This window comes from Pseudomonas fluorescens, assembly GCF_041354075.1.
Classification (GTDB): domain Bacteria; phylum Pseudomonadota; class Gammaproteobacteria; order Pseudomonadales; family Pseudomonadaceae; genus Aquipseudomonas; species Aquipseudomonas fluorescens_CE.
This window is the reverse complement of sequence record NZ_JARZGC010000007.1, coordinates 285,723-310,559: the sequence shown is the minus strand read 5'-3', so window position 1 is coordinate 310,559 and position 24,837 is coordinate 285,723. Positions and strand designations below refer to the sequence as shown.

Here is a 24,837-nt window from a genome sequence, read left to right as displayed (position 1 = left end):
GCGTTACTCGCTGCTGTCAACACCTCTTTTTCACCGCTTTCGACCGAGAAGATCGAACCGTCCATCAAGCGACAACTTGCTGCTTGACCGACTCCTTCCAGGCTTCGATGACCTGAAGCATGTCGCTATCGAAAACCGCGTAACTCGTTGTTTAACAAGGAGTTTTCCGTTTCGACTGCGCCGGAAGTGGGGCGAATTATAGACGTCCAGAATCTGCCGTCAACATGTTTTTTTATATTTCTATCAATAAGTTGCAGAGAGCCCGAAATTGAACCCTCTTCTATATAGAAGAGCCGCTATCACCCCCCTTTATATAGAGAGAACGGCGTCAAAGAACCCCGGTGGCCTTGAAGGCCGCTATCGCATCAGGCTGCAACCCCAACACCCGCTGCAGTACCTCAAGCGTATGTTCACCCAGCACAGGGGGCGCATGGCGATACTCCACGGGCGTTTCGGACAGGCGAATCGGGCTCGCCACCTGCGGCACCTTCCCAGCCAGGGCATGGGGCAACTCTATTGCCAGTCCGCGCGCCTGCACCTGGGGATCGGCAAACACCTGCGCCAGGTCGTTGATCGGCCCGCACGGCACACCCGCCTGCTCCAACTGGGCCACCCATTCAGACGTGGTCTTGAACACCGTAGCCTGACGAATCAACGGAATCAGCAATGCCCGATTCGCCACTCGCTGGGTATTCGTGGCAAAACGCGGGTCATCGGCCCATTGCGGCTGCCCGGCCACTTCCGCAAATTTTCGGAATTGCCCGTCATTGCCCACGGTCAGGATGAAGTCGCCATCCGCCGTAGGAAAGTCCTGATAGGGCACGATATTCGGGTGCGCATTGCCCAGACGCTTGGGCGCATTGCCCGTCGTGAGGTAATTCATGGCCTGGTTCGCCAGACAAGCCACTTGAACATCCAGCAATGCCATATCGATGTGCTGACCGCCACCGCCCTGATCCCGATGCGCGAGCGCCGCGAGAATCGCCACGGTCGAGTAGAGACCGGTCAGGATGTCCGTGAGCGCCACGCCAACTTTCACCGGCCCTGCCCCTTCCGCACCTTCAGGCTGCCCTGTAAGGCTCATCAGGCCACCCAGACCCTGGATCATGAAGTCGTAACCGGCGCGCCTGGCATAAGGACCGGTCTGACCAAACCCGGTGATCGAGCAATAGATCAGCTTCGGGTTGATTGCCTTGAGCGACGCATAATCCAACCCATAAGCCGCCAGCCCACCCACCTTGAAGTTCTCGATGAGGATGTCAGACCTGGACGCCAGCTCACGCACCAGTTGCTGCCCTTCCGGACGCGTGAAGTCGATGGTCACCGATTGCTTGTTGCGATTGGCCGACAGGTAATAGGCGGCCTCGCTGGTGTTCTCGCCGTAGGCATCCTTGAGGAAAGGCGGCCCCCAAGCGCGCGTATCGTCACCGCTGCCCGGGCGCTCGACCTTGATCACTTCGGCGCCAAGGTCCGCCAATATCTGCCCGGACCAGGGCCCGGCCAGCACTCGTGATAAATCCAGTACCCGCAGATGCGAAAGCGCGCCCATGGCGTTCTCCTGTCAGTAGAACGCCTGAAGGCCGGTTTGCGCGCGACCGAGGATCAGCGCATGGACGTCGTGCGTGCCTTCATAGGTATTCACCACTTCCAGGTTGACCAGGTGACGCGCCACACCGAATTCGTCGGAGATGCCGTTGCCACCCAACATGTCACGCGCCATGCGAGCAATGTCCAGGGACTTGCCGCAAGAGTTGCGCTTCATCATCGAAGTGATTTCCACCGCCGCCGTGCCTTCATCCTTCATGCGCCCCAGACGCAGACAGCCCTGGAGTGCCAGAGTGATTTCGGTTTGCATATCGGCCAGCTTCTTCTGGATCAGCTGAGTGGCAGCCAATGGGCGACCGAACTGCTGACGATCCAGCGTGTATTGGCGAGCGGTATGCCAGCAGAACTCGGCCGCCCCCAGCGCCCCCCACGAGATGCCGTAGCGTGCGGAGTTGAGACACGTGAAGGGGCCTTTCAAGCCACGGACATCAGGGAAGATGTTCTCTTCTGGCACGAACACGTTGTCCATGACGATTTCGCCGGTGATGGAAGCACGCAGCCCCACCTTGCCGTGAATCGCCGGAGCACTCAGACCCTTCCAGCCTTTCTCCAGGACGAAGCCACGGATGTCGCCGGCATCGTCCTTGGCCCAGACCACAAACACGTCGGCGATCGGGCTATTGGTGATCCACATCTTGCTGCCCGTCAGGCTGTAGCCGCCCTCCACTTTGCGCGCACGGGTAATCATCGCACCCGGGTCGGAGCCATGGTTAGGCTCGGTCAGACCGAAACAGCCGATCCATTCGCCCGTCGCCAGCTTTGGCAGGTACTTCTGCTTCTGGGCTTCAGTGCCGAACTCGTTGATCGGCACCATCACCAACGAAGACTGCACGCTCATCATCGAGCGGTAACCCGAGTCGACGCGTTCGACTTCGCGGGCGATCAGACCGTAGCTGACGTAATTCAGGCCGCTACCACCATATTGCTCGGGAATGGTGGCGCCGAGCAGGCCCACTTCGCCCATCTCGCGAAAGATCGCCGGATCGGTCTTTTCATGGCGGAAAGCTTCGAGAACACGCGGCGCGAGTTTTTGCTGAGCGAATTGCTCGGCAGTGTCGCGAATCATGCGCTCTTCTTCGGTGAGCTGTTGATCCAGCAGCAGGGGATCAATCCAGTTGAAGCTGACTTTACCGCCCATGAGTAGGTCCTCTCGAATCAGGTCAAATAACGTGGCAATGATCCTAGGCCGGCTTCGGCACTGTCGCAAACGAGGATTTCGCATACTGTTGTGCTAATTTCTCACTCCGTGAGATCGAGAAACGCTAATTTTGCGGTGAATTAGTGAGGTAGAGGTACATGCGCAGGAAAATCCCCAGCACAGCGGCGCTGATCAGCTTCGAAGCCGCTGCGCGCCACGAGAGCTTTACCAAGGCGGCGCAGGAGCTTTCACTCACTCAGGGCGCCATTTGCCGGCAAATCGCCAGCCTTGAGGAGTTCCTCGGCGTGGAACTGTTCCGACGCTCCCGGCGCGGGGTGAAACTGACGGAGGCCGGACTTTCCTACAGCCGCAGGGTGGCTACCCAACTGGACGCGGTCGAGCGCGACACGCTGTCGGTGATGGGCCAGCAAGGCACCAACGTGATCGAACTGGCAGTCGTACCGACGTTCGGCACCCAGTGGCTGCTGCCCCGACTCAAGGACTTCCAGCAAAAGCATCCCGAAGTGACCGTCAACCTCACTAACCGAACCCGCCCCTTCCTGTTCGCGGATACCGAATTCGATGCGGCGATCTACTTCGGCGATGCGGACTGGTCGGGTACCGAATCCCACAGATTGATGGGTGAAAACCCCATGCCGGTGTGCAGCCCCCACCTGATGGGCCGGAAGGCCAGCCTGACCCTTGCCGAAATCGCCGAACTGCCACTGCTGCAGCAGACCACTCGGCCCTATGCCTGGCGCCAATGGTTCAACTCGCAAAACCTGAACGTCCCGCGCGACATGACAGGTCCCCGCTACGAGCTATTCTCCATGCTGGCCCAGGCCGCCATGCATGACATGGGGATTGCCTTGATCCCGCCGTTTCTGATTCAGCGCGAACTAGCGGAGAAACGCCTGGTAATCGCCAACACGCAATCCCTGACGAGTATCAAGGCGTATTACCTCATGATTCCTGATCGAAAGGTCGAATCGGCGTCCCTGAAGGCATTTCGCGACTGGCTGGTGAGCCAGGCACAGAGCTACAGCCTCGAAGAATAAAGGCATTCAGAGTAAATTGACTTCGTAGTCAGAAAAATAAAAGCCCTACAGATATAATTATTTGTCGCATATGCGCAGACTGTATCGGAATCAGTACAAACGTCCCACAAGCGCCATAATACGTGGCTTTGAGCCGCCATTGGCCACCCATGCCCGCTCATTCACCCGGTCAATGAGAAATTTTCTGAAATTCGGCCAGAATCCATACGAGGCAAGGCTCATAAGGGATTGACCCGCCCTGTTGCGACATTCGGTCACAGGGTGACTTGTAGTTAATTTTCCGTCACCCGTCATAATCCCTTGATGGGCACATGGTTCGCCTGCAAAATGCCGCGCCCCGCCTTGAATGGGCGGGATCGTGCTGATCGGCCGCCCCAGACGCACCATCCGAAGTGCCTGGGTTAATTCAATAAGATCACGCAGGAGATTTGACGTGCACATTGGTGTTCCTCTCGAGACCCAGACGGGTGAAACACGGGTTGCTGCAACCCCGGAAACCATCAAGAAGCTGATCAGCCAGGGCCACAAGGTCACGGTTCAAAGCGGCGCCGGCGTAAAAGCCAGCGTTATCGACAGTGCCTATGAAGCCGCCGGCGCAACCATTGGCAGCGCCAGCGATGCCTTGGGTGCCGAGCTGATTCTCAAGGTGGTCGCCCCCAACGACAGCGAACTCGCCCTGATCAAACGCGGCACGGTTGTGGTGGGCATGCTCAATCCGTTCAGCAATGAAACCATCGCCAGGCTGGCGGAATGCGGCATTACCGCGTTCGCTCTGGAGGCCGCACCACGGACCTCACGCGCTCAGAGCCTGGACGTGCTGTCCTCCCAGGCCAACATCGCGGGCTATAAGGCCGTGCTTCTGGCCGCTCACCATTACCCACGCTTCATGCCGATGCTGATGACGGCCGCAGGCACCGTGAAAGCGGCGCGCGTGCTGATCCTCGGCGCCGGCGTCGCGGGCCTGCAGGCCATCGCGACGGCGAAACGCCTGGGCGCGGTGATCGAAGCCTCTGATGTGCGCCCTGCCGTCAAGGAACAGATCGAATCCCTCGGCGCCAAATTCGTCGACGTGCCCTACGAAACCGATGAAGAGCGTGAATGCGCCGTCGGTGTCGGCGGCTATGCGCGTCCGATGCCGGCGAGCTGGATGCAGCGCCAGGCCCTGGCCGTGCACGAGCGCGCCAAACAGGCTGACATCGTCATCACCACCGCGCTGATTCCGGGCCGCAAGGCGCCGACGCTGTTGAGCGCGGAAACTGTGGCGCAAATGAAGCCCGGCTCCGTGGTCATCGACCTCGCCGCCGCCCAGGGTGGCAATTGCCCGCTGACCGTGGCCGATCAGGTGGTGGTCGCGCATGGCGTGACCATTTGCGGCCCGACCAACCTGGCCGGTGAAGTCGCGGCAGACGCTTCGGCCCTGTACGCCCGCAACCTGCTGGACTTCCTCAAACTGGTCTTCAACAAGGAAGGTCAGTTCGAGATCAACCTCGAAGACGACATCGTCGCCGCGTGCCTGATGTGCCGCGACGGCCAAGTCATCCGCAAAAACGCCTAAGCAGGGATTCAGACGATGGAAGAGCTTATCTCCCCCGGTATCTACAACCTGATCATCTTCGTGCTGGCGATCTATGTCGGTTATCACGTGGTCTGGAACGTTACGCCTGCACTGCACACGCCCTTGATGGCGGTGACCAACGCAATTTCGGCGATCGTGATCGTTGGCGCCATGCTCGCTGCGGCACTGACCGTGACGCCACTGGGCAAAACAATGGGCACCCTGGCAGTGGCCCTGGCAGCGGTGAACGTATTCGGTGGCTTCCTGGTCACCCGCAGAATGCTTGAGATGTTCAAGAAAAAAGCCCCGAAAGCCACAAAAGAAGAGGCGCCGAAGTAATGAGCATGAACCTGGTAACGACGCTCTACCTGATCGCGTCCATCTGCTTCATCCAGGCCCTGAAGGGCCTGTCGCACCCGACCACGTCGCGGCGCGGCAACCTGTTCGGCATGCTCGGCATGGCCTTGGCGATCCTCACCACCGTAGGCCTCATCTATAAGCTCGGTGCTGAGCTCGCCACCGCAGGCATCGGCTATGTCATCGTCGGCCTGCTGATCGGCGGCACCGCTGGCTCGATCATGGCCAAGCGCGTTGAAATGACCAAGATGCCTGAACTGGTCGCCTTCATGCACAGCATGATCGGCCTGGCGGCGGTGTTCATTGCCATCGCTGCGGTCGTTGAGCCGCAATCGCTGGGCATCGTCAAACAGTTGGGCGATTCGATTCCGGCCGGTAACCGCCTGGAGCTGTTCCTCGGCGCGGCCATCGGCGCAATCACCTTCTCCGGTTCGGTGATCGCCTTCGGCAAACTCTCGGGCAAGTACAAGTTCCGTCTGTTCCAGGGTGCACCCGTACAGTTCGGCGGCCAGCACAAGTTGAACCTGGTGCTGGGCCTGGCCACGCTGGCACTGGGCATCACCTTCATGCTGACCGGCAACCTCGCGGCCTTCGTGCTGATGCTGATCCTGGCCTTCGTCATGGGTGTGCTGATCATCATCCCGATTGGCGGCGCCGACATGCCGGTAGTGGTGTCGATGCTCAACAGCTACTCCGGCTGGGCGGCAGCGGGTATCGGCTTCTCGCTGAACAACTCGATGCTGATCATCGCCGGCTCGCTGGTGGGCTCCAGCGGTGCGATCCTCTCGTACATCATGTGCAAGGCGATGAACCGCTCCTTCTTCAATGTGCTGCTCGGCGGCTTCGGCAACACAGCCGACGCAGGCCCTGCCGGCGCCAAGGAAGAGCGCCCGGTCAAATCCGGTTCGGCCGACGATGCGACCTTCCTGCTGACCAACGCCGACACCGTGATCATCGTTCCAGGTTACGGCCTGGCGGTGGCCCGAGCACAACACGCCCTCAAAGAGCTGACCGAGAAGCTGACCCATCACGGCGTCACCGTGAAGTACGCGATCCACCCGGTTGCCGGCCGCATGCCCGGCCACATGAACGTGTTGCTGGCCGAGGCCGAAGTGCCTTACGACCAGGTGTTCGAGATGGAGGACATCAACTCCGAGTTTGGTCAGGCCGACGTGGTGCTGGTGCTCGGCGCCAACGACGTGGTCAACCCGGCGGCGAAGAACGATCCGAAATCGCCGATTGCCGGCATGCCGATTCTCGAAGCGTTCAAGGCCAAGACGATCATCGTCAACAAGCGCTCGATGGCCAGCGGCTATGCCGGCCTGGACAATGAACTGTTCTACCTGGACAAGACCATGATGGTGTTTGGCGACGCCAAGAAAGTCATCGAGGACATGGTCAAAGCTGTGGACTAAAACTTGCTCCAGCGCAATACCCAAAACCTCAGCCTTTAGTAGGCTGGGGTTTTTTATTACCGGTCAAAACCCGACAAAAGGCTCTAAATCGTGGTTCTGCATTCGACCATGGTAGCGCGAGGAATTTTTTCCAAATCACTAGACTGCACACCTTGCTTTCGTTGCCCGAGATAACAATCCATGTACCGTGAACGTATTCGCTTGCCTTCGTTGTTGGAAAAGGTGATGAGCGCAGAGGACGCTGCCGCTCTGATTGAGGACGGCATGACCGTCGGCATGAGTGGCTTCACTCGCGCCGGCGAAGCCAAGGCCGTGCCTCACGCACTGGCCGAGCGCGCCAAGGTCTCCCCCCTGAAGATCTCCCTGATGACCGGCGCGAGCCTGGGCAACGACCTCGACAAACAGCTCACCGAAGCCGGCGTCCTTTCGCGACGCATGCCGTTCCAGGTCGATAGCACGCTGCGCAAGGCGATCAACGCTGGCGAAGTGATGTTCATCGATCAACACCTGTCGGAAACCGTCGAGCAACTGCGCAACCAGCAGTTGAAGCTACCGGACATCGCCGTGATCGAGGCGGTGGCGATCACCGAGCAGGGCCATATCGTGCCGACCACTTCCGTGGGTAACTCGGCCAGCTTCGCCATTTTCGCCAAACAGGTGATCGTCGAGATCAACCTGGCGCACAACCCGAACCTCGAAGGTTTGCACGACATCTATATCCCGACCTACCGCCCGACTCGCACGCCGATTCCGCTGGTGAAGGTGGATGATCGCATTGGCAGCACCGCCATTCCGATTCCCCCGGAGAAGATCGTCGCCATCGTCATCACCAACCAGCCGGATTCGCCTTCGACGGTCACCCCGCCAGACGCCGACACCCAGGCCATTGCCGACCACCTGATCGGCTTCCTGAAGCAGGAGGTGGCCGCCGGACGCATGAGCAACAAGCTCGGTCCCTTGCAGGCCGGTATTGGCAACATCGCCAACGCGGTGATGTGCGGTCTGATTGACTCGCCGTTCGAAGACCTGACGATGTACTCCGAAGTGCTGCAGGACTCCACTTTCGACCTGATCGACGCCGGCAAGCTGAGTTTTGCTTCAGGCAGTTCGATCACCCTGTCGAGTCGTCGCAACAGCGACGTGTTTGGCAATCTGGAGCGCTACAAGGACAAACTGGTGCTGCGTCCGCAGGAAATCTCCAACCACCCGGAAGTGGTGCGCCGGCTCGGCATCATCGGCATCAACACCGCGCTGGAGTTCGACCTGTACGGCAACGTCAACTCCACCCACGTCTGCGGCACGCGAATGATGAACGGCATTGGCGGTTCCGGTGATTTCGCGCGCAACGCCCACCTGGCGATCTTCGTGACCAAATCCATTGCCAAGGGGGGCGCGATCTCCAGCGTGGTGCCGATGGTCAGTCATGTCGATCACACCGAACACGACGTCGACATCCTGGTGACGGAGATCGGCCTGGCGGACTTGCGAGGCCTGGCGCCCCGGGAACGGGCTCGCGCGGTGATCGACAACTGTGTGCACCCGGATTACCGCCAGGCACTTGACGACTACTTCACCGCGGCTTGCGCGCTGGGCGGACACACCCCACACATCCTGCGCGATGCCCTGAGCTGGCACGTCAACCTGGAAGCCACCGGGCGCATGCTCGCCCAGTAACGGGTACAGATAGCAGCTGACGCAAACACCGTTTCGTCAGCTGCACCTCAACCCACAGTAATATGTTTAAAACTGTACTGCTGTACCGGTCATTTCCTACCAATTTATCCCGCCTCAATCATCCAAATCGACTAAATTGCACCAATAGAGTGCAGACAGGTACAGTTGCCTCAATTTAGACCAGTACACCCCCTTCAAACAGTTAACTGGTCCCTCACAATACAGGTGAACTGTATCTAGAGAGACTGGCCAAACGAGAGGATCATTGGCATCAGTTAAACCACTACCTAATCCCGCCACAAGCGGAAGGATGTCTACCATGGAACGTACACTCAGTTCCGAGCTGTTCTTCGAAGATACTGCTGCAAAAACCCAGGCTTCCATGCCTCTTCGCGTTCTCGCCAACCTGATGTTGTGGCAGCGCCGCATCGCCAGCCGCCATCAACTGGCTCGCCTGGATTCGCGTCTGCTGGCCGATGCCGGGATCAGCGAAGCACAACGCTACGAAGAACTGGCCAAGCCGTTCTGGCGCTAAATCAGCGTCGCTGGCTCTGATCCGCAGGATCACCCGCCAGCACCCGAATTGAACAAACAAGGCCCGTCGTGGGAAACCACGACGGGCCTTGTCGTTTCCGGCCTTTGAAACGAGAAATTGAGGCTGGAATTCGCAACAGGTACAGTTTTAGATTTTCTACATACTTGCCATTACAGTTGAACGAAGCAGAGGGTACTGTGCGAACTGCCACTGCCAGGCCTAATATCAATCCAGAACGTGGCGATGATTGCGTGACAGGCGTCTGACTCAACAGATACTGCGCCACCTCTCAATCAGTACACCCATAGGAGTTACACCATGTCCCGTCTCCGCCTGCTCAGTGCTGCAGCCCTGCTTGCCGTGGCTGCCAATTCCCACGCCACCAGCTTCATCGTGACCACCGACGCTGTCGTCGGGGCGCTCAAGGCCACATCCGATGCCACATCCGATGTCACCTCGTCTTTTCGCGATGACAAGATCGTCCGCGCGGCTCGTGACGATGCCGCCAGTTTCGTTGCCAGCGAAGGCGCCATCCGGGGCGTGAAGCTGGAAAGCGCGCTCGACCACATTCGCCACCAGGCACCTGACCTGAACGCGACCGACGCGCAACTGGCCCAGGCGATCCTGACGATCTGAATCGCCACCGAACAGGGACACTCACGACCTGTCCCAGCATCTCGGCGCTGGCTCTAGGCCGGGCGTTACGCTAGCCTTGGGACTCATTTTCAACTGTCGAGTCCCATGAGCTTTCCTAAATACCTGCTGTTCACACCGGTTTTCATCGCCTGTTGGGCGGGTTCCGTCCAGGCCTTTGACCTGACCACCCAAGGTGTCGTCGCTTCGGGTTACGCCACAAGCATGGTGACCTCCGCCCCCTTCGACCGTAAGCTCCTGGCTGCCCGGGATGACGCTGCGTCATTCATTGCCAGCGACGGCCAACTGCGCGGAGCACAACTGGAGTCCGCCCTGAATTATCTGCACCGGACCCAGCCAAAACTTCATGCAAGCGACCTTGAACTGGCACAGGCTATTCTCGTCCAATAGTTATCCTTGTTCCTCCGGAGTCGTTCCATGCGTAACCCGCTGATAATCGCCACCCTTGGCCTGCTGTTGTTGGCCGACGTGACCCAGGCACACACCCTGGTGGGCACCAGTAACATGCTGCTCAACGCCACCCGCCGTTCCCTTGATTTCACTTCCGATACCACCACGTCCATTCGCGATTCGAAAATCGTTCGTGAAGCCCATGACGATGCAGCGAGCTTCGTTGCCAGCGAAGGTGAAATCCGCGGCGCGCACCTGGAAGCGGCCATCAATGTATTGCGCACCCGCGTACCGGAAGCCCGGGACGCCAGTGACCAGGCACTGGCCGAAGCCATCCTCGCACTGTGAGGCGGTTCGGGACCTGGCTGCTCGCCGGGCTCGTGTTGCTGCTTGGCAATACGGCCCAGGCCGGCCTGCAATTACGCCTCAAGACCGAGGGCCTGAGCCCGGCCCAACAGCAGGCCAGCCAGGCACTGCTCGATGAAGCGATGCAGGCATTGCCGCCGCGTTTCATCGAACAACTCGACCGACGCATCGATGTGGGCTGGACCGATGACATGCCGGGCAACGCCTACGGCCAGGCATCGCTGGTGTCCGAGCTGGACCTCAATCGCAATCTGCTCGCCAGCCTCACCGATGGCAGCGCCGCCAGCAAGAAAACCTACCGTCCCCACGGCACCGTGCGCCGCGAGATGCTGGCCACGGTGCTGCACGAACTCACCCACATTTATGACCGCGCGCGGCTATGGCCCGCCGCCGAACGCACGCTGATCCAGCGCTGCACCCGACGCAGCAACAGCTCCGGGCTGGTCGGCATCCCGGATGAATGCCGTGGTCAATCCGCCCGACGCTTTACCCTCAGCGATGACCCGCGCCTGCTCGACCTCGCTGGCTGGCCGCAATACGTGGGCCGTCGCGGCGAACGCGAGCAGCACAATCGCCAGGTCGCCCGCAGCCCGGACATCTACGAGACGAGCAGCCCGAAAGAGTTCGTTGCGGTCAACATGGAGTATTTCCTGCTCGATCCGAGCTACGCCTGTCGCCGCCCTTCGCTGTACCGCTACTACAAAGAGCATTTCGGCTGGGCGCCGGCCGCCAAGAACACCTGCAGCCAATCCTTCGCCTTCCTCAATGCCGGCAATGACTTCGCCAAGCAGCCCCTGGGTCAGGTCGACCCCGAGCGGGTATACGCCGTCGACTACCTGCTGGCCGAAGCCAACCAGAACTGGGTCAGCCGTTGGGGCCACAGCATGCTGCGCCTGGTGATCTGCGCCCCAGGCCGCCCCCGTGGCCCGGATTGTCGACTGGACCTGGACCAGCACCTGGTGTTGTCCTACCGCGCCTTCGTCGGTGACGTGCAGCTGTCGAGCTGGGACGGCCTGGTTGGAAAATACCCGTCGCGCCTGTTCGTCCTGCCCCTGGCCCAGGTGATCGACGAATACACCAAGACCGAACTGCGCAGCCTCGCCTCCGTGCCGCTGAACCTGTCGCGCGACGAAATCGAAGGCGTGGTGGAACACGCGGCGGAAATGCACTGGAGCTACGACGGCAATTACTTCTTCCTGTCCAACAACTGCGCGGTGGAAGGCCTGAAGCTGCTGCGCAGCGGCAGCAACAACGCCAAACTGGTCGGGCTCGACAACATCATGCCCAACGGCTTGCTGGAAGTGCTCAAGGGTCGCGGGCTGGCGGACACCAGCGTGCTGGACGATCCCCGCGAAGCCCTGCGCCTGGGCTACCGATTCGACTCCTTCCGCGACCGCTATCAGGCCATGTTCGAGGTGCTGAAAAAGCACCTGCCGATCAAACAGGACAAGGTCGAGGACTGGCTGTCCCTCAAGGCAGAAGAGCGCCGTCCGTGGATCGAACAGGCCGACCTGCGCACCAGCGCGGCCCTGCTGCTGCTGGAACAGGCCGCCTTCCGCCAGCAGTTGGTGCTGGCTCAGGACGAGGTGAAACAACGCTACCTCGGCGCTCGGGAACTGAAAAACGGCGGCATGGACAAGGCCAACGCGACTTTGCAGGAGATTCTCGCCAACAGCGGCTTCCTCAGCCGTCCGGCCGAGCTGCTGGGCACCGGCGGCTATGGCTTGCCACAACCCAATGAATGGGAGCGCCTGGAGTCGGAAAGCAGCCTGCGGCAGAAGCAGCTGCAACTGCTGACCGGTGATCTGGACAAGGAAGTCAGGGCCCTGCTCGAACCCGGGCGCGCGGCCGAAATGGCCGCCAACGAAGCCAACTTGAAGCAGGTGGGCGAGCATTTGCGCAAATTGCACAAAGCAGCAGGCGGCTTGGAACTGCCATGAAAAAAGGCTTCAGAACAGCGTCCTGAAGCCTTCGTGCCAAGCGGCGGTCCGCCTTAGCCGAGGCGAGCGTTGCGCACACCCTCGGCCAGTGCAGCACAATGACTCAATACGCCATCGACCGCCTGCTCCGGGGTCGAGGCGTTGGCGATGTGATCGATCAGTGCCGAACCCACCACCACACCGTCGGCCAGCCGCGCGATGGACGCTGCCTGCTCCGGTGTCCGGATGCCGAAGCCGATGCTGATCGGCAGATCGGTGTGGCGACGCAGGCGCGCGACCGCTTCTTCGACATGCTCCAGCGTCGCCGCGCCAGCACCGGTCACCCCGGCAACGGACACGTAGTAGACGAAGCCGGAGCTGCCGTTCAACACGGTCGGCAGGCGCGCATCGTCAGTGGTCGGCGTGGTCAGACGGATGAAGTCCAGGCCGGCGGCCTGAGCCGGGTCGCACAATTCGCCGTTATGCTCGGGCGGCAGGTCGACCACGATCAGGCCATCCACGCCAGCCTCTTTGGCGTCGGCGATGAAACGCGCTACGCCATACATGTGGATCGGGTTGAAGTAGCCCATCAGCACCAGCGGCGTTTCGCTGTTGCCCTGGCGGAATTCGCGAACCATTTGCAGGGTTTTCACCAGGTTCTGCTTGGCGCCCAGTGCACGGATATTCGCCAACTGGATCGCCGGGCCGTCGGCCATCGGATCGGTGAACGGCATGCCCAGCTCGATCACGTCGGCGCCTGCCGCCGGCAAGCCCTTGAGGATCGCCAGCGAGGTGTCATAGCTCGGGTCACCCGCGGTGACGAAGGTCACCAGGGCGGCGCGGTTCTGTTGCTTGAGTTCGGCAAAACACGTTTGCAGGCGGCTCATCAGTGTTTCTCCTGCTGGGATTGCGCTTGTTGAGACTGTTCCATGTGGTGCATCACGGTTTGCATGTCTTTGTCGCCACGGCCGGACAGGTTCACCACCATCAGGTGATCCTTGGGCAGGGTCGGTGCGCGCTTGAACACTTCAGCCAGGGCATGGGCGCTTTCCAGTGCAGGAATGATCCCTTCCAGGCGGCAGCATTTATGAAACGCGTCGAGGGCTTCGTCGTCGGTCACCGAGGTGTACTGAACGCGGCCAATGTCGTGCAACCAGGCGTGTTCAGGACCGATGCCCGGATAGTCGAGCCCGGCGGAAATCGAGTGGGCATCGATGATCTGGCCGTCGTCGTCCTGCAGCAGGAAAGTGCGATTGCCGTGCAGCACACCCGGTACACCGCCGTTCAGGCTGGCCGCGTGCTTGCCGGTTTCGATGCCGTGACCGGCCGCTTCGACCCCGATGATCTCGACGCTCTTGTCATCGAGAAACGGATGGAACAGGCCCATGGCGTTGGAACCGCCGCCGATGCATGCCACCAGGCTGTCAGGCAGACGGCCTTCCTGGGCTTGCAGCTGGTCGCGGGTTTCCTTGCCGATGACGGCCTGGAAGTCACGAACCATCGCCGGGTAAGGGTGCGGACCGGCGACCGTGCCGATCAGGTAGAAGGTGCTGTCGACGTTGGTCACCCAATCACGCAGGGCTTCGTTCATCGCATCTTTCAGGGTGCCGGTGCCGGCCACCACCGGGATCACGGTCGCGCCCAGCAGTTTCATGCGGAACACGTTGGCCTGTTGGCGTTCGATGTCGGTGGTGCCCATGTAGATCACGCACTCAAGGCCGAATCGCGCGGCCACGGTGGCGGTCGCGACGCCGTGCATGCCGGCGCCGGTCTCGGCGATGATGCGTTTCTTGCCCATGCGTCGCGCCAGCAGGATCTGCCCGATGCAGTTGTTGATCTTGTGCGCGCCGGTGTGGTTCAGCTCTTCACGCTTGAGATAGATCTTGGCACCACCGCAAGCCTCGGTCAGGCGTTCAGCGAAATACAGCGGGCTCGGGCGTCCGACGTAATCGCGCTGAAAGTAGGCCAATTCCTTGTTGAACGCCGGATCCTCCTTGGCCGCTTCGTATTCGCGGGCCAGGTCGAGGATCAACGGCATCAGGGTTTCGGCGACGTAACGGCCGCCGAACGCGCCAAACAGGCCGTTGGTGTCGGGGCCGTTGCGCAGATTAGTCTGGGTCATGGGTCGCTCCGGTGGAATGCGTGGGGTGGTGCTTTTGCAGAAAGTGGCTTCACTCTACCCCTGACGCCCGCCGCTGAAAACCGATAAGATCGCCGTAACCTGTCAGGAAAACTCACATATTCCATGAGCCACGATCTTCCCCCGCTCAACGCCCTGCGTGCCTTTGAAGCCACTGCCCGCCTGAACAGCGTCAGTCAGGCCGCCGAACAGCTGCACGTGACCCATGGTGCGGTCAGCCGGCAGTTGAAAGTCCTTGAGGAGCACCTTGGCGTGAGCCTGTTCGTCAAGGATGGACGCGGCATTAAACTCACAGATGCCGGTGTGCGGCTGCGGGACGCCAGCGGCGAAGCCTTCGAGCGCTTGCGCACGGTCTGTGCCGAACTGACCCAAAGCACCGCCGATGCGCCGTTTGTGCTCGGCTGCTCGGGAAGCCTTCTGGCACGCTGGTTCATTCCACGCCTGGGACGGTTGAATGCCGACCTGCCGGACTTGCGCCTGCACTTGTCTGCCGGGGAAGGAGATCTGGACCCTCGTCGCCCGGGACTGGACGCCTTGCTGGTATTCGCCGAGCCGCCCTGGCCCGCCGACATGCAGGTCTATGAGCTCGCCAGCGAATGCATCGGTCCGGTCATCAGCCCACGGTTTGACGGCTATGAACGCCTCGACACGGCGCCTGCCAATGCCTTGTTGAGCGAACCGTTGCTGCACACCACCTCGCGACCGCAAGCCTGGCCCATCTGGGCACAACAAAACGGCCTCGACGCAAACGCGCTGAAGTACGGGCAGGGTTTCGAGCATTTGTATTACTTGCTGGAGGCCGCCGTGGCCGGGCTTGGCGTGGCGATTGCGCCGCAGCCATTGGTGATCGAGGACTTGAAGGCAGGGCGCCTGGTTGCGCCGTGGGGTTTCAGTCAAACCCCGGCGCAACTGGCGCTGTGGCTACCCAAGCGCGCCGCGGACGGGCGCGCGAGGCAACTGGCGCAGTGGCTGAAAAATGAGCTGCGCCAGACGGATCAGTCGCGCTTGCACAGCAGGTAAGCCGCCAGCAGGCCCAATGCCCCGACCGCCACACCGGCAGTGGTCCAAGGGTGTTCCTGGGCGTAATCCCGGGTGGCGATCCCGGTTTCGCGGGTTTTCACTTTCACTTCTTCATAAGCGTCGCTGAGCAGGTGACGCGAATGCTTCAGCGCACTCTCGGCATTGGCTTTCAAAGACTTGAGCGTTTTACGCGACTCGTCCGAGGCGTCGTCCTTGAGGCTTTCCAAAGACTTCAGCAGACTCTCGATCTCGGCTTCCATGCTCTGCAACGAGGCTTTACGTAAAGAGGTGTTGGCCATGGTGGCTCTCCTGCATTGGTGATGAGTGGCGTGTGTTGGTTGGGACTTCGGTGGTTTGAAAAAGTGCAGTAAATCTGAACTTCTGCGCGGCAATGGCCGCCAGAAGTAATACGAAAATCACTGCTAGGCTGTATTTCACACCCAAGGAGAACGCCCATGACAGACCATCACACCTACAAGAAAGTCGAGCTTGTCGGCTCATCCACCAGCAGCATCGAGGATGCCATCAACAATGCGCTGGCCGAGGCCAATAAAAGCATCAAGCACCTGGAATGGTTTGAAGTGACCGAGACTCGAGGTCACATCAAGGACGGCAAGGCCGCACACTTTCAAGTGACGCTCAAAGTAGGATTCCGGATTGCCAGCAGCTGAGTTCTGGCGAGTCTTCTGAACTTGCGCGCTGGCCGAGTGCCATAGGGAATGGCAAAGAGCTACACCTGTGCATCCGGCCGCTGGCCGGATGTTCCCTTTGATCCGACCAGGGAGAGCGACCGATGAAGAAGTTTATGTTGGCAGTTGGATTGTTGAGCCTTGCAGGCGCCGCATTGGCCGATGGCAAGCCATGTGAAGAGCTGAAAGCGGAAATCGCCGCCAAGATCGACGCCAAGGGCGCGTCGAATTACTCACTGGAGATTGTCGATAAAGGCACTGCCGCCGACGGAAAAGTGGTCGGCACCTGTGAGAGCGGCACCAAGGAAATCGTCTACAAGCGCGGTTGATTGCTTCAAAGCCGCACCTCCTGTGGGAGCGAGCTTGCTCCGCGCGGCGTTCCGACGATACCATCGAATCAGCCAATGCATTCGTTGGCTGACACAATGTCATCGGCGAAACGCCGCCCGGAGCAAGCTCGCTCCTGCAGGGATTTATCCCTTGATGACCTGCGCCAGCAGCTCGTAGGAATGCAGCCGATCGGCGTGCTCATACAGATCGCAGGTGAAAATAAGTTCATCGGCCTGGGTCTGTTCGATCAGGACTTCCAGTTTGGCGCGGATTTTCTGCGGACTGCCGACCATCGCCAGCCCTAGGAAATCACCGACCGCCTCTTTCTCATGGGGCAGCCACAGTCCGTCCATGGTCTTGACCGGTGGACGCTGCACCAGACTCTGCCCACGCATCAACGCGAGAATGCGCTGATAGACCGACGTCGCCAGGTACTCGGCTTGCTCATCCGTGTCAGCGGCTACCAGCGGAACACCCAACATCACGTAAGGTTTATCCAGAACCGCTGAAGGCTTGAAGTGGTTGCGATAGACGCGAATCGCCTCATGCATGAAACGCGGTGCGAAATGGGACGCGAAGGCGTAGGGCAAACCACGCTCGCCCGCCAATTGTGCGCTGAACAGGCTCGAACCCAGCAACCACACCGGGACCTGGGTGCCTGTGCCCGGCATCGCGATGATGCGTTGGTCCGGGGTGCGCGGGCCGAGATAGCGCACCAGCTCGGCGACGTCCTGCGGAAAATCGTCAGCGCTGCCCGAGCGCTCGCGGCGCAGGGCGCGGGCGGTCATCTGATCGGAGCCGGGGGCACGACCCAGGCCAAGATCGATGCGACCCGGGTAGAGGCTCTCAAGGGTACCGAACTGTTCAGCGATCACCAGTGGCGCGTGATTGGGCAGCATCACGCCGCCGGAACCCACGCGAATGGTCGATGTGCCACCGGCCAGATACCCCAGCAACACCGAAGTCGCCGAGCTGGCGATACCGTCCATGTTGTGGTGCTCGGCGACCCAGAAACGGGTGTAGCCGAATTTTTCCACATGCTGCGCCAGGTCCAGGGAGTTGCGCAGCGACTGAGCCGCGCTGCCGTTCTCGCGCACGGGCACCAGATCCAGGGTTGAAAACTTGATGTCGGACAGTCGTTTCATAAGGCCTGCTTCTCCAAAGGGGCGCAGGTTTTTGACGAACGGAAACCTGCCGAATTCATAAGCGTGTTTCATGCAATGAGGGCATATACCCGAGTTTCAAGAGTGACGAAGAAATTTCCTACTCAAACGCTGGGAATTAATATCCGGTGAACTTTGCCTCACCGTCTATCCTCAGAACCTTGGCAAGCAATACCACCACGGCGCGACACCTCGCGCCGCACGCTGAGGAGGCAGACATGGCTATTACCAAGAAAGCATCGGCCCATTGGGAAGGTGATCTGAAAACCGGCATCGGCTCGATTTCCACGGAAACCGGCGTGCTCAGGGAAGCGCCCTACGGCTTCAAGGCCCGTTTCGAAGGTGGCAAAGGAACCAACCCCGAGGAGCTGATTGGTGCGGCCCACGCCGGCTGCTTCTCCATGGCCTTTTCCATGATTCTCGGCGGTGCCGGCCTCAAGGCTGACAGCATCGATACCAACGCCGAGGTCGTGCTGGACGAGGTGGACGGCGGTTTCGCCATCACCGCCGTGAAGTTGACCCTGAAGGCGAAAATCCCGGGGGCCACCCAGGCGCAGTTCGAGGAATTGAGTAACAAGGCCAAGGAAGGTTGCCCGGTGTCCAAAGTGCTGAATGCCAAGATCAGCCTGGACGCTACGCTGGTCAGCTAGTCTGTATTGACGCGACCCGCGATCGCAGCCTTCGACAGGCTGCGATTTTTTTGCGCGGAAACAAAACCTGGCTGGCGCAATGATGGTCCAATAAATGACAGCAACGTGCTGCTTCAAAGGAGCTTCATCGATGAAACGTTTTGCCCTGGCGTTTATCTGTACCGCACTGGCGACTTCAGCACTGGCGGCGCCCAAGGATTGCGAAGAGCTGAAGAAAGAAATCGAAGTGAAGATCCAGGCGAATGCCGTGCCTTCCTACACCCTGGAGATCGTGTCGAAGGAAGAGGCCGATAAACATGACGTCGCCATGGTCGTCGGCACTTGCGAAAACGGCAGCAAGGCCATCATCTATCAGAAGAACGATCTCTGACACCGCTCAGATGATGCAATTGACTTCCCGATCCTCAGCCACGATCTCGCGCTTGGCGTTATACAGGCGCGCGCTGGGGGTGAACGCCAGCGAGCGGCCTTCGAGCACATAACGCTGGCCCGCTTCGAAGTGGTCGAACCGGATGGTCAGGTAGCACAAGCGCTCGACCGGGCCGGTCATCAGGCTGCCGCCGCCGCCAAACACCTCGAAATCAAACCGCACCCGCAACTCGTGACTGCCGGGGCTGACCTGAAAAAAACGCCCGTCGCGCAGGCGCTGGTTGTCCAGCCGCTCGGCCATCAGCAACTTGCCCCCAGGTGTGGGCGTTGCGAAGTCGATCCAGGCCATCTGTGGATCGACCGCCGGTAACGGGCTCTGACAACCGGCGAAGACGCCAGCCGCGAGCAACAGCAAAAACCTGCGCATGATCAATGTCCCGAGATTTGGACAATCAGCATAGCGCCGATCAGGTGCGTTGGCAGCCCGCTGGGGTACCCTGGCCAATCACTTTTCGCTGCTGATCATAGAGTTTGGCCCACGGCCGAAAGCCAATATTCCCGGCCTGCAGCTGATATTTCTCACCGGCATTAAAACCGCTGAACTTCACGTTCAACTGGCAATCGCGCCACAGGGGCTCGGCGTCCGGGCCGATGTTGCCGGGTTCCACGGCGAATTGATAACGCACCGTCAGCTCATGACTGCCCGGCTGAACCTCGAAATAGCGTTTGTCAGTGGACGCCTTGTCGTCGACCTCCAACGCTTGCAGCGCCGTGTCCTGCTGCGGTGAATCGAGATCGATCCACGCTTGAGAGGGGTCGTGGTGAGGTAGGCCGAATCCTGCACAACCTGTCAGCATCAACAGGCCTCCCGTCAGCATCATCTTGCGCATAGCGGAGCTCCAGTCAGGCGGGATAGTCTTGCGGGCAGACTTTCCAGGGATGATTTTATTGTGATCAGGCCGTTTCAAAGCCATGGGTTACTTGATCGCGTTTTGCGCGTTTTGTTTCCGGGTGCCTTGTTTTTATTGCTCAGTGGCTGCGCCGGCGTCAGCTACTACGGCCAATTGGCCAACGGTCAGTTGCAGCTGCTGCGGGCTCGGGAGCCGGTATCCGAGGTGATCGCCGATCCTTCACGCGACGCCAAACTGCGTGCGCATCTGGCCCAGTCGCAAAAGGCCCGAACCTTCGCCAGCCAGCAACTGCACCTGCCGGACAACCAGAGCTACCGCCTGTACGCCGACATTGGCCGCCCCTTCGTCGTCTGGAACGTCTTTGCCACGCCGGAATTTTCCCTGTCACCCCAGAACCATTGTTTCCCCATCGCCGGCTGCGTGGCCTATCGCGGTTACTACACCCAGGGTGCGGCGCGGGGTCAGGCGGCGTTGCTGCGAGAGCAAGGTATGGACGTGTCGATCGGCGGCGTCGAGGCCTATTCGACGCTCGGTTGGTTCAACGATCCGATTATCAGTTCGATGATGGGTTGGGGCGATGAACGGCTGGCGACGTTGATCTTCCATGAGCTGGCGCACCAGCGTGTGTATGTGAAGGATGACACTGAGTTCAACGAGTCCTTCGCAACGTTTGTCGAGCAGGAAGGCACCCGGCAATGGCGTGTCTGGCGCGGCCTGGCGCCGGACAACGGCAACCCGGCGCAGCAGCGGGACCAGTTTATCCAGCTGGTGCTGTATACCCGCTCGCGACTTGAACAGCTCTATGCCACGCCGCTGTCGACCGAGCAGATGCGCCAGCGCAAGGCGCAGGAATTCGAACGGCTACGCAGCCAGTACCGCGCGCTGCGAGACAGCCAGTGGGCTGGGGATAAACGCTATGACGCGTGGATAAACGCGCCGATGAACAACGCCCGGCTGTTGCCGTTTGGTTTGTACGACCAATGGGTGCCGGCGTTTGCGGCGCTGTTCAAGCAGGAACGAGGAGACTGGCCGGCGTTTTATGCGGCGGTGGAAAAACTCGGCGCGTTGCCGGCTCCTGAGCGAAAGGCGGCTTTGAAAGGGTTGGCAGGGCCCGGCGATGGCGCGGGCTGATCCGCGCCTCTTCGCGGGCAAGCCCGCCCCCGGTGCTTGACTACTGCGTGGAGCAGGCTGGCCCGCGAAGGCGAGTTGCCTAGCGCCGCAAAAACGCCTGGTGCAACTCGTCCAGCGTTTCGAAATGATAGGCCGGCGCTTCCGCGCTCAGCTCCTCGCGGCTGCCAAACCCATAGCCCACCGCAGCCGCATCCAAGCCGTTGCTGCGCGCGCCAATCAGGTCATGCTTGCGGTCGCCGATCATCAGGGTATTGGCCGGGTCCAGCCCTTCTTCGGCCATCAGGTGGGCAATGAGCTCGACCTTGTTGGTTCGCGTGCCGTCCAGTTCGCTGCCATAGATCACCTTGAAGTGCCTGGCGAAATCGAAATGCCGGGCGATTTCCCGGGCAAAGATCCACGGTTTGGAGGTCGCGATGTACAACTGCCGCCCCTGCCCGCCCAGGGTTTCCAGCAGCGGCGTGACACCCTCGAACACGCGATTCTCGTAAAGGCCGGTGACCTTGAAGCGCTCGCGATAGAAATTCACCGCCTCCCAGGCCTTCGGCTCGTCGAAGTCGTAGAACTGCATGAACGCCTGCAGCAACGGCGGGCCGATGAAATGCTCGAGCTTGCTCAGGTCAGGCTCGTCGATGCCCAGTTTGCCGAGGGCGAACTGGATAGAGCGGGTGATGCCTTCGCGAGGATCGGTCAGGGTGCCATCGAGGTCGAACAGAACGGTCTGGTAATGCATGTCGAATCCTGAATAAGAGTGTCGCGATCAGATCTGGTCGTAGCCTTCGGCCAGGTGCAGGTCCTTGAGCTTCACGTAGTTCGCCGCACTGTAGGTAAAGAATGCCCGTTCCTTCTCCGTCAACGGCCGGACCTGTTTGACCGGACTGCCCACGTACAGGAACCCGCTGTCCAGGCGCTTGCCTGGGGGTACGAGACTGCCGGCGCCGATGATCACGTCGTCGGCGACCACCGCACCGTCCATGACAATGCTGCCCATGCCGATCAACACGCGGCTGCCCACGGTGCAGCCATGCAGCATCACTTTGTGGGCGATGGTCACATCGTCGCCGATCAGCAACGGAAAACCATCGGGGTTGAACGGACCGGCGTGGGTAATGTGCAACACGCAGCCATCCTGCACGCTGGTGCGCGCGCCGATGCGGATGCGGTGCATGTCGCCACGAATCACCGTCAGCGGCCAGACAGAGCTGTCGTCGCCGATTTCGACATCGCCGATCACCACTGCCGAGCGGTCGACAAAAGCGCCTTTGCCGAGCAACGGCGTGTGGTTCTGGTACTTGCGAAGATTCACGATAGGGTTTCTCTCTGTTGCCGATAGCTGCGGTGAACGCCGATTGTAATTAAGATGGCTGCATGTTTCTTCCAGCCAAGGTGCCAACCGTGAGCGTGAACAACCCTCTTTTGCAGTCCTACGACCTGCCGCCGTTCTCGGCGATCCGTGCCGAACACGTGCAACCGGCCATCGAACAGATTCTGGCAGACAACCGCGCCGCGATTATCGAGATTCTGAAAACCCAGGGCAAACAACCGACCTGGGCCGGCCTGGTGCTGGCGATGGACGAACTCAACGATCGCCTGGGCGCCGCCTGGAGCCCGGTCAGCCACCTGAACGCCGTGTGCAACAGCGCCGAGCTGCGCGAAGCCTATGAATCCTGCCTGCCGGCACTGAGCGCCTACTCCACCGAACTGGGGCAGAACCGCGAATTGTTCGAAGCCTTCCAGGCCCTGGCCAACAGCCCGGAAGCCGCTGGTTTCGACGTGGCACAAAAAACCATCCTGGAACATTCCCTGCGTGACTTCCGCCTGTCGGGTATCGACCTGCCGCAAGCCGAGCAAAAGCGTTATGCCGAAGTTCAAAGCAAGCTCTCGGAACTGGGCAGCCGTTTCTCCAACCAGTTGCTGGACGCAACCCAGGCCTGGACCAAACACGTCACCGACGAAGCCGCGCTCGCCGGCCTGACCGACTCGGCCAAGGCGCAAATGGCGGCAGCGGCCCAGGCCAAAGGGCTGGACGGCTTCCTGATCACCCTGGAATTCCCCAGCTACTACGCGGTCATGACCTACGCCAACGACCGGGCCCTGCGCGAAGAAGTCTACGCCGCCTACTGCACCCGTGCGTCGGACCAGGGCCCGAATGCTGGCCAGAATGACAACGGCCCGGTCATGGAAGAAATCCTCGACCTGCGTCAGGAGCTGGCAAAACTCCTGGGTTTCACCAGTTTCTCCGAACTGAGCCTGGCCACCAAGATGGCCGAATCCAGCGATCAGGTCCTGAGTTTCCTGCGCGACCTGGCCAAGCGCAGCAAGCCGTTCGCGGCGCAGGATCTGCAACAGCTCAAGGCCTACGCTGCCGAACAGGGCTGCCCGGATCTGCAAAGCTGGGACAGCGGTTTCTACGGCGAGAAGCTACGTGAGCAACGCTACAGCGTCGCCCAGGAAGCGCTGCGCGCCTACTTCCCGATCGACAAGGTGCTCAGCGGCCTGTTCGCCATCGTCCAGCGTCTGTACGGCATCGAGATCGCCGAGCAGACCGGTTTCGACACCTGGCACCCGGATGTTCGCCTGTTTGAAATCAAGGAGAACGGCCAGCACGTCGGCCGCTTCTTCTTCGACCTCTACGCCCGCGCCAACAAGCGCGGCGGTGCGTGGATGGACGGCGCCCGCGACCGTCGCCGCACTGCCGGGGGCCTGCTGCAAAGCCCGGTGGCCAACCTGGTGTGCAACTTCACTCCGGCCGACAGCGGTAAACCGGCGCTGCTGACCCATGATGAGGTCACCACCCTGTTCCACGAATTCGGCCACGGCTTGCATCACCTGCTGACCCGCGTCGAACACGCGGGCGTGTCCGGCATCAACGGCGTGGCGTGGGATGCGGTCGAACTGCCAAGCCAGTTCATGGAAAACTGGTGTTGGGAGCCGGAAGGCCTGGCGCTGATTTCCGGTCATTACGAAACGGGCGAACCACTGCCGCAGGACCTGCTGGGCAAGATGCTCGCGGCGAAGAATTTCCAGTCCGGCCTGATGATGGTTCGCCAGCTCGAATTTTCGCTGTTCGACTTCGAACTGCACGCCACCCACGGCGACGGCCGCAGCGTGCTGCAAGTGCTCGAAGGCGTGCGTGACGAAGTGTCGGTCATGCGCCCGCCGGCCTACAACCGCTTCCCCAACAGCTTTGCGCATATCTTTGCCGGCGGTTACGCGGCGGGTTACTACAGCTACAAGTGGGCCGAAGTACTGTCCGCCGATGCATTCTCGAAATTCGAAGAGGACGGCGTGCTCAACGCCGAGACCGGTCGCGCGTTCCGTGAAGCGATCCTGGCACGCGGTGGCTCCCAGGAGCCGATGGTGCTGTTCGTCGACTTCCGTGGCCGTGCGCCGTCGATTGACGCACTCTTGCGCCACAGCGGCCTGAGTGAGGACGCAGCAGCATGAGCGAGGCGCCTGTGAAAACGAAAAAACGCTTCATCGCCGGGGCGGTCTGCCCGGCGTGCAGCGAGCCGGACAAACTGATGATGTGGAGTGAAGACAGCACCCCGCATCGGGAGTGCGTGGCCTGCGGTTATACCGACACCCTGAATGAACAAGGGCTGTCGGTGCCCAAGGAGCTGGGTACGCGGGTCAACGTCTCGGCGCTGAAGGCGCCGGACGCCAAGGTTCAGGCCGTGCAGTTCTTCCCCAACCCGAAGCTGAAGAAAAAACCTGACGAACAGCACTGACCCGAGTTTTCGCCTCCCACTGTGCAATGCCGTGGGAGGC

28 protein-coding genes are annotated in these 24,837 nt (G+C 60.5%); 18 read left to right on the top strand and 10 right to left on the bottom strand.

Annotated features, from left to right (window positions below; translation table 11 throughout):
• Positions 1–328: 328 nt before the first annotated feature.
• Both QIW53_RS12500 and QIW53_RS12495 read right to left on the bottom strand, forming a co-directional pair.
• On the bottom strand, positions 329–1,549 hold the full coding sequence (locus QIW53_RS12500) for a CaiB/BaiF CoA transferase family protein (RefSeq protein WP_371049918.1): 1,221 nt from the start codon (positions 1,547–1,549) through the stop codon (positions 329–331).
• A gap of 12 nt (positions 1,550–1,561) precedes the next feature.
• A complete protein-coding gene (locus QIW53_RS12495) occupies positions 1,562–2,743 on the bottom strand; it encodes an acyl-CoA dehydrogenase (protein ID WP_305410712.1) in 1,182 nt (393 codons plus the stop codon).
• 158 nt (positions 2,744–2,901) lie between these two features.
• Here QIW53_RS12495 and QIW53_RS12490 point away from each other — a divergent pair, with 158 nt between their 5' ends.
• The 10 genes from QIW53_RS12490 (at position 2,902) to QIW53_RS12445 (ending at position 12,687) form a co-directional block, all read left to right on the top strand.
• Positions 2,902–3,801: a LysR family transcriptional regulator gene (locus tag QIW53_RS12490; RefSeq protein ID WP_371049917.1), complete on the top strand. Its 900-nt coding sequence runs from the start codon at positions 2,902–2,904 to the stop codon at positions 3,799–3,801.
• 433 nt (positions 3,802–4,234) lie between these two features.
• The gene (locus QIW53_RS12485; RefSeq protein WP_371049916.1) at positions 4,235–5,356 is read left to right on the top strand and encodes a Re/Si-specific NAD(P)(+) transhydrogenase subunit alpha; all 1,122 of its coding nucleotides are present in this window, start codon (positions 4,235–4,237) and stop codon (positions 5,354–5,356) included.
• A gap of 15 nt (positions 5,357–5,371) precedes the next feature.
• Positions 5,372–5,695 carry an NAD(P) transhydrogenase subunit alpha gene (locus QIW53_RS12480; RefSeq protein ID WP_192307356.1) on the top strand — a complete coding sequence of 108 codons (324 nt, stop codon included), beginning with the start codon at positions 5,372–5,374 and terminating at the stop codon, positions 5,693–5,695.
• Positions 5,695–7,128, top strand: a complete 1,434-nt coding sequence (locus tag QIW53_RS12475) for an NAD(P)(+) transhydrogenase (Re/Si-specific) subunit beta (protein ID WP_371049915.1) — start codon at positions 5,695–5,697, stop codon at positions 7,126–7,128. Before QIW53_RS12480 ends, QIW53_RS12475 begins: the two co-directional genes overlap by 1 nt.
• A 180-nt stretch (positions 7,129–7,308) precedes the next feature.
• Positions 7,309–8,802 carry an acetyl-CoA hydrolase/transferase family protein gene (locus tag QIW53_RS12470; RefSeq protein ID WP_371049914.1) on the top strand — a complete coding sequence of 498 codons (1,494 nt, stop codon included), beginning with the start codon at positions 7,309–7,311 and terminating at the stop codon, positions 8,800–8,802.
• 319 nt (positions 8,803–9,121) lie between these two features.
• Positions 9,122–9,337: a DUF1127 domain-containing protein gene (locus QIW53_RS12465; RefSeq protein WP_371049913.1), complete on the top strand. Its 216-nt coding sequence runs from the start codon at positions 9,122–9,124 to the stop codon at positions 9,335–9,337.
• Positions 9,338–9,655: 318 nt separating this feature from the next.
• Positions 9,656–9,973: a DUF2388 domain-containing protein gene (locus QIW53_RS12460; RefSeq protein ID WP_371049912.1), complete on the top strand. Its 318-nt coding sequence runs from the start codon at positions 9,656–9,658 to the stop codon at positions 9,971–9,973.
• Positions 9,974–10,078: 105 nt separating this feature from the next.
• Positions 10,079–10,381 carry a DUF2388 domain-containing protein gene (locus tag QIW53_RS12455; RefSeq protein WP_371049911.1) on the top strand — a complete coding sequence of 101 codons (303 nt, stop codon included), beginning with the start codon at positions 10,079–10,081 and terminating at the stop codon, positions 10,379–10,381.
• Between the two features lie 27 nt (positions 10,382–10,408).
• Positions 10,409–10,729, top strand: a complete 321-nt coding sequence (locus tag QIW53_RS12450) for a DUF2388 domain-containing protein (RefSeq protein WP_371049910.1) — start codon at positions 10,409–10,411, stop codon at positions 10,727–10,729.
• Positions 10,726–12,687: a DUF7844 domain-containing protein gene (locus QIW53_RS12445; RefSeq protein WP_371049909.1), complete on the top strand. Its 1,962-nt coding sequence runs from the start codon at positions 10,726–10,728 to the stop codon at positions 12,685–12,687. Before QIW53_RS12450 ends, QIW53_RS12445 begins: the two co-directional genes overlap by 4 nt.
• A 53-nt stretch (positions 12,688–12,740) precedes the next feature.
• Here QIW53_RS12445 and trpA read toward each other — a convergent pair whose 3' ends face one another.
• Both trpA and trpB read right to left on the bottom strand, forming a co-directional pair.
• Positions 12,741–13,553 carry a tryptophan synthase subunit alpha gene (gene trpA / locus QIW53_RS12440; RefSeq protein WP_371049908.1) on the bottom strand — a complete coding sequence of 271 codons (813 nt, stop codon included), beginning with the start codon at positions 13,551–13,553 and terminating at the stop codon, positions 12,741–12,743.
• On the bottom strand, positions 13,553–14,788 hold the full coding sequence (trpB, locus tag QIW53_RS12435; protein ID WP_371049907.1) for a tryptophan synthase subunit beta: 1,236 nt from the start codon (positions 14,786–14,788) through the stop codon (positions 13,553–13,555). Before trpB ends, trpA begins: the two co-directional genes overlap by 1 nt.
• Positions 14,789–14,911: 123 nt before the next feature.
• Between trpB and QIW53_RS12430 the strand changes: the two genes are divergently transcribed.
• Entirely contained in the window at positions 14,912–15,826 is a 915-nt protein-coding gene (locus QIW53_RS12430) for a LysR family transcriptional regulator (protein WP_371049906.1), read from the top strand.
• Here the strand turns inward: QIW53_RS12430 and QIW53_RS12425 are convergent.
• Positions 15,802–16,125 carry a DUF883 family protein gene (locus QIW53_RS12425; protein WP_371049905.1) on the bottom strand — a complete coding sequence of 108 codons (324 nt, stop codon included), beginning with the start codon at positions 16,123–16,125 and terminating at the stop codon, positions 15,802–15,804. The genes QIW53_RS12430 and QIW53_RS12425 overlap by 25 nt on opposite strands.
• A gap of 156 nt (positions 16,126–16,281) precedes the next feature.
• Here QIW53_RS12425 and QIW53_RS12420 point away from each other — a divergent pair, with 156 nt between their 5' ends.
• Positions 16,282–16,497, top strand: a complete 216-nt coding sequence (locus QIW53_RS12420; protein ID WP_010465710.1) for a dodecin — start codon at positions 16,282–16,284, stop codon at positions 16,495–16,497.
• Positions 16,498–16,619: 122 nt separating this feature from the next.
• Entirely contained in the window at positions 16,620–16,844 is a 225-nt protein-coding gene (locus QIW53_RS12415) for a DUF1161 domain-containing protein (RefSeq protein ID WP_371049904.1), read from the top strand.
• A gap of 144 nt (positions 16,845–16,988) precedes the next feature.
• Here the strand turns inward: QIW53_RS12415 and QIW53_RS12410 are convergent, their stop codons facing one another.
• On the bottom strand, positions 16,989–17,990 hold the full coding sequence (locus QIW53_RS12410; RefSeq protein WP_371049903.1) for an LLM class flavin-dependent oxidoreductase: 1,002 nt from the start codon (positions 17,988–17,990) through the stop codon (positions 16,989–16,991).
• Positions 17,991–18,226: 236 nt separating this feature from the next.
• On the opposite strand from QIW53_RS12410, the gene QIW53_RS12405 reads away from it, so the two are divergent.
• The gene (locus QIW53_RS12405; RefSeq protein ID WP_371049902.1) at positions 18,227–18,658 is read left to right on the top strand and encodes an OsmC family protein; all 432 of its coding nucleotides are present in this window, start codon (positions 18,227–18,229) and stop codon (positions 18,656–18,658) included.
• 130 nt (positions 18,659–18,788) lie between these two features.
• Positions 18,789–19,028 carry a DUF1161 domain-containing protein gene (locus tag QIW53_RS12400; protein WP_371049901.1) on the top strand — a complete coding sequence of 80 codons (240 nt, stop codon included), beginning with the start codon at positions 18,789–18,791 and terminating at the stop codon, positions 19,026–19,028.
• Positions 19,029–19,034: 6 nt separating this feature from the next.
• Here the strand turns inward: QIW53_RS12400 and QIW53_RS12395 are convergent, their stop codons facing one another.
• The gene (locus tag QIW53_RS12395; RefSeq protein ID WP_371049900.1) at positions 19,035–19,454 is read right to left on the bottom strand and encodes a PA0061/PA0062 family lipoprotein; all 420 of its coding nucleotides are present in this window, start codon (positions 19,452–19,454) and stop codon (positions 19,035–19,037) included.
• Between the two features lie 40 nt (positions 19,455–19,494).
• On the bottom strand, positions 19,495–19,917 hold the full coding sequence (locus tag QIW53_RS12390; RefSeq protein WP_371049899.1) for a PA0061/PA0062 family lipoprotein: 423 nt from the start codon (positions 19,915–19,917) through the stop codon (positions 19,495–19,497).
• 60 nt (positions 19,918–19,977) lie between these two features.
• Here QIW53_RS12390 and QIW53_RS12385 point away from each other — a divergent pair, with 60 nt between their 5' ends.
• Positions 19,978–21,069 carry an aminopeptidase gene (locus QIW53_RS12385; RefSeq protein WP_371049898.1) on the top strand — a complete coding sequence of 364 codons (1,092 nt, stop codon included), beginning with the start codon at positions 19,978–19,980 and terminating at the stop codon, positions 21,067–21,069.
• Positions 21,070–21,148: 79 nt separating this feature from the next.
• Here QIW53_RS12385 and QIW53_RS12380 read toward each other — a convergent pair whose 3' ends face one another.
• Both QIW53_RS12380 and QIW53_RS12375 read right to left on the bottom strand, forming a co-directional pair.
• Positions 21,149–21,799, bottom strand: a complete 651-nt coding sequence (locus QIW53_RS12380; protein WP_371049897.1) for an HAD family hydrolase — start codon at positions 21,797–21,799, stop codon at positions 21,149–21,151.
• Positions 21,800–21,826: 27 nt separating this feature from the next.
• A complete protein-coding gene (locus QIW53_RS12375) occupies positions 21,827–22,372 on the bottom strand; it encodes a gamma carbonic anhydrase family protein (protein WP_371049896.1) in 546 nt (181 codons plus the stop codon).
• Between the two features lie 89 nt (positions 22,373–22,461).
• On the opposite strand from QIW53_RS12375, the gene prlC reads away from it, so the two are divergent.
• Together prlC and QIW53_RS12365 are read left to right on the top strand one after the other, a co-directional pair.
• Positions 22,462–24,513 carry an oligopeptidase A gene (gene prlC / locus QIW53_RS12370; RefSeq protein ID WP_371049895.1) on the top strand — a complete coding sequence of 684 codons (2,052 nt, stop codon included), beginning with the start codon at positions 22,462–22,464 and terminating at the stop codon, positions 24,511–24,513.
• Positions 24,510–24,797 (top strand): YheV family putative zinc ribbon protein, encoded by a 288-nt coding sequence (locus QIW53_RS12365; RefSeq protein WP_371049894.1) that lies wholly within the window; start codon positions 24,510–24,512, stop codon positions 24,795–24,797. Before prlC ends, QIW53_RS12365 begins: the two co-directional genes overlap by 4 nt.
• Positions 24,798–24,837 lie beyond the last annotated feature (40 nt).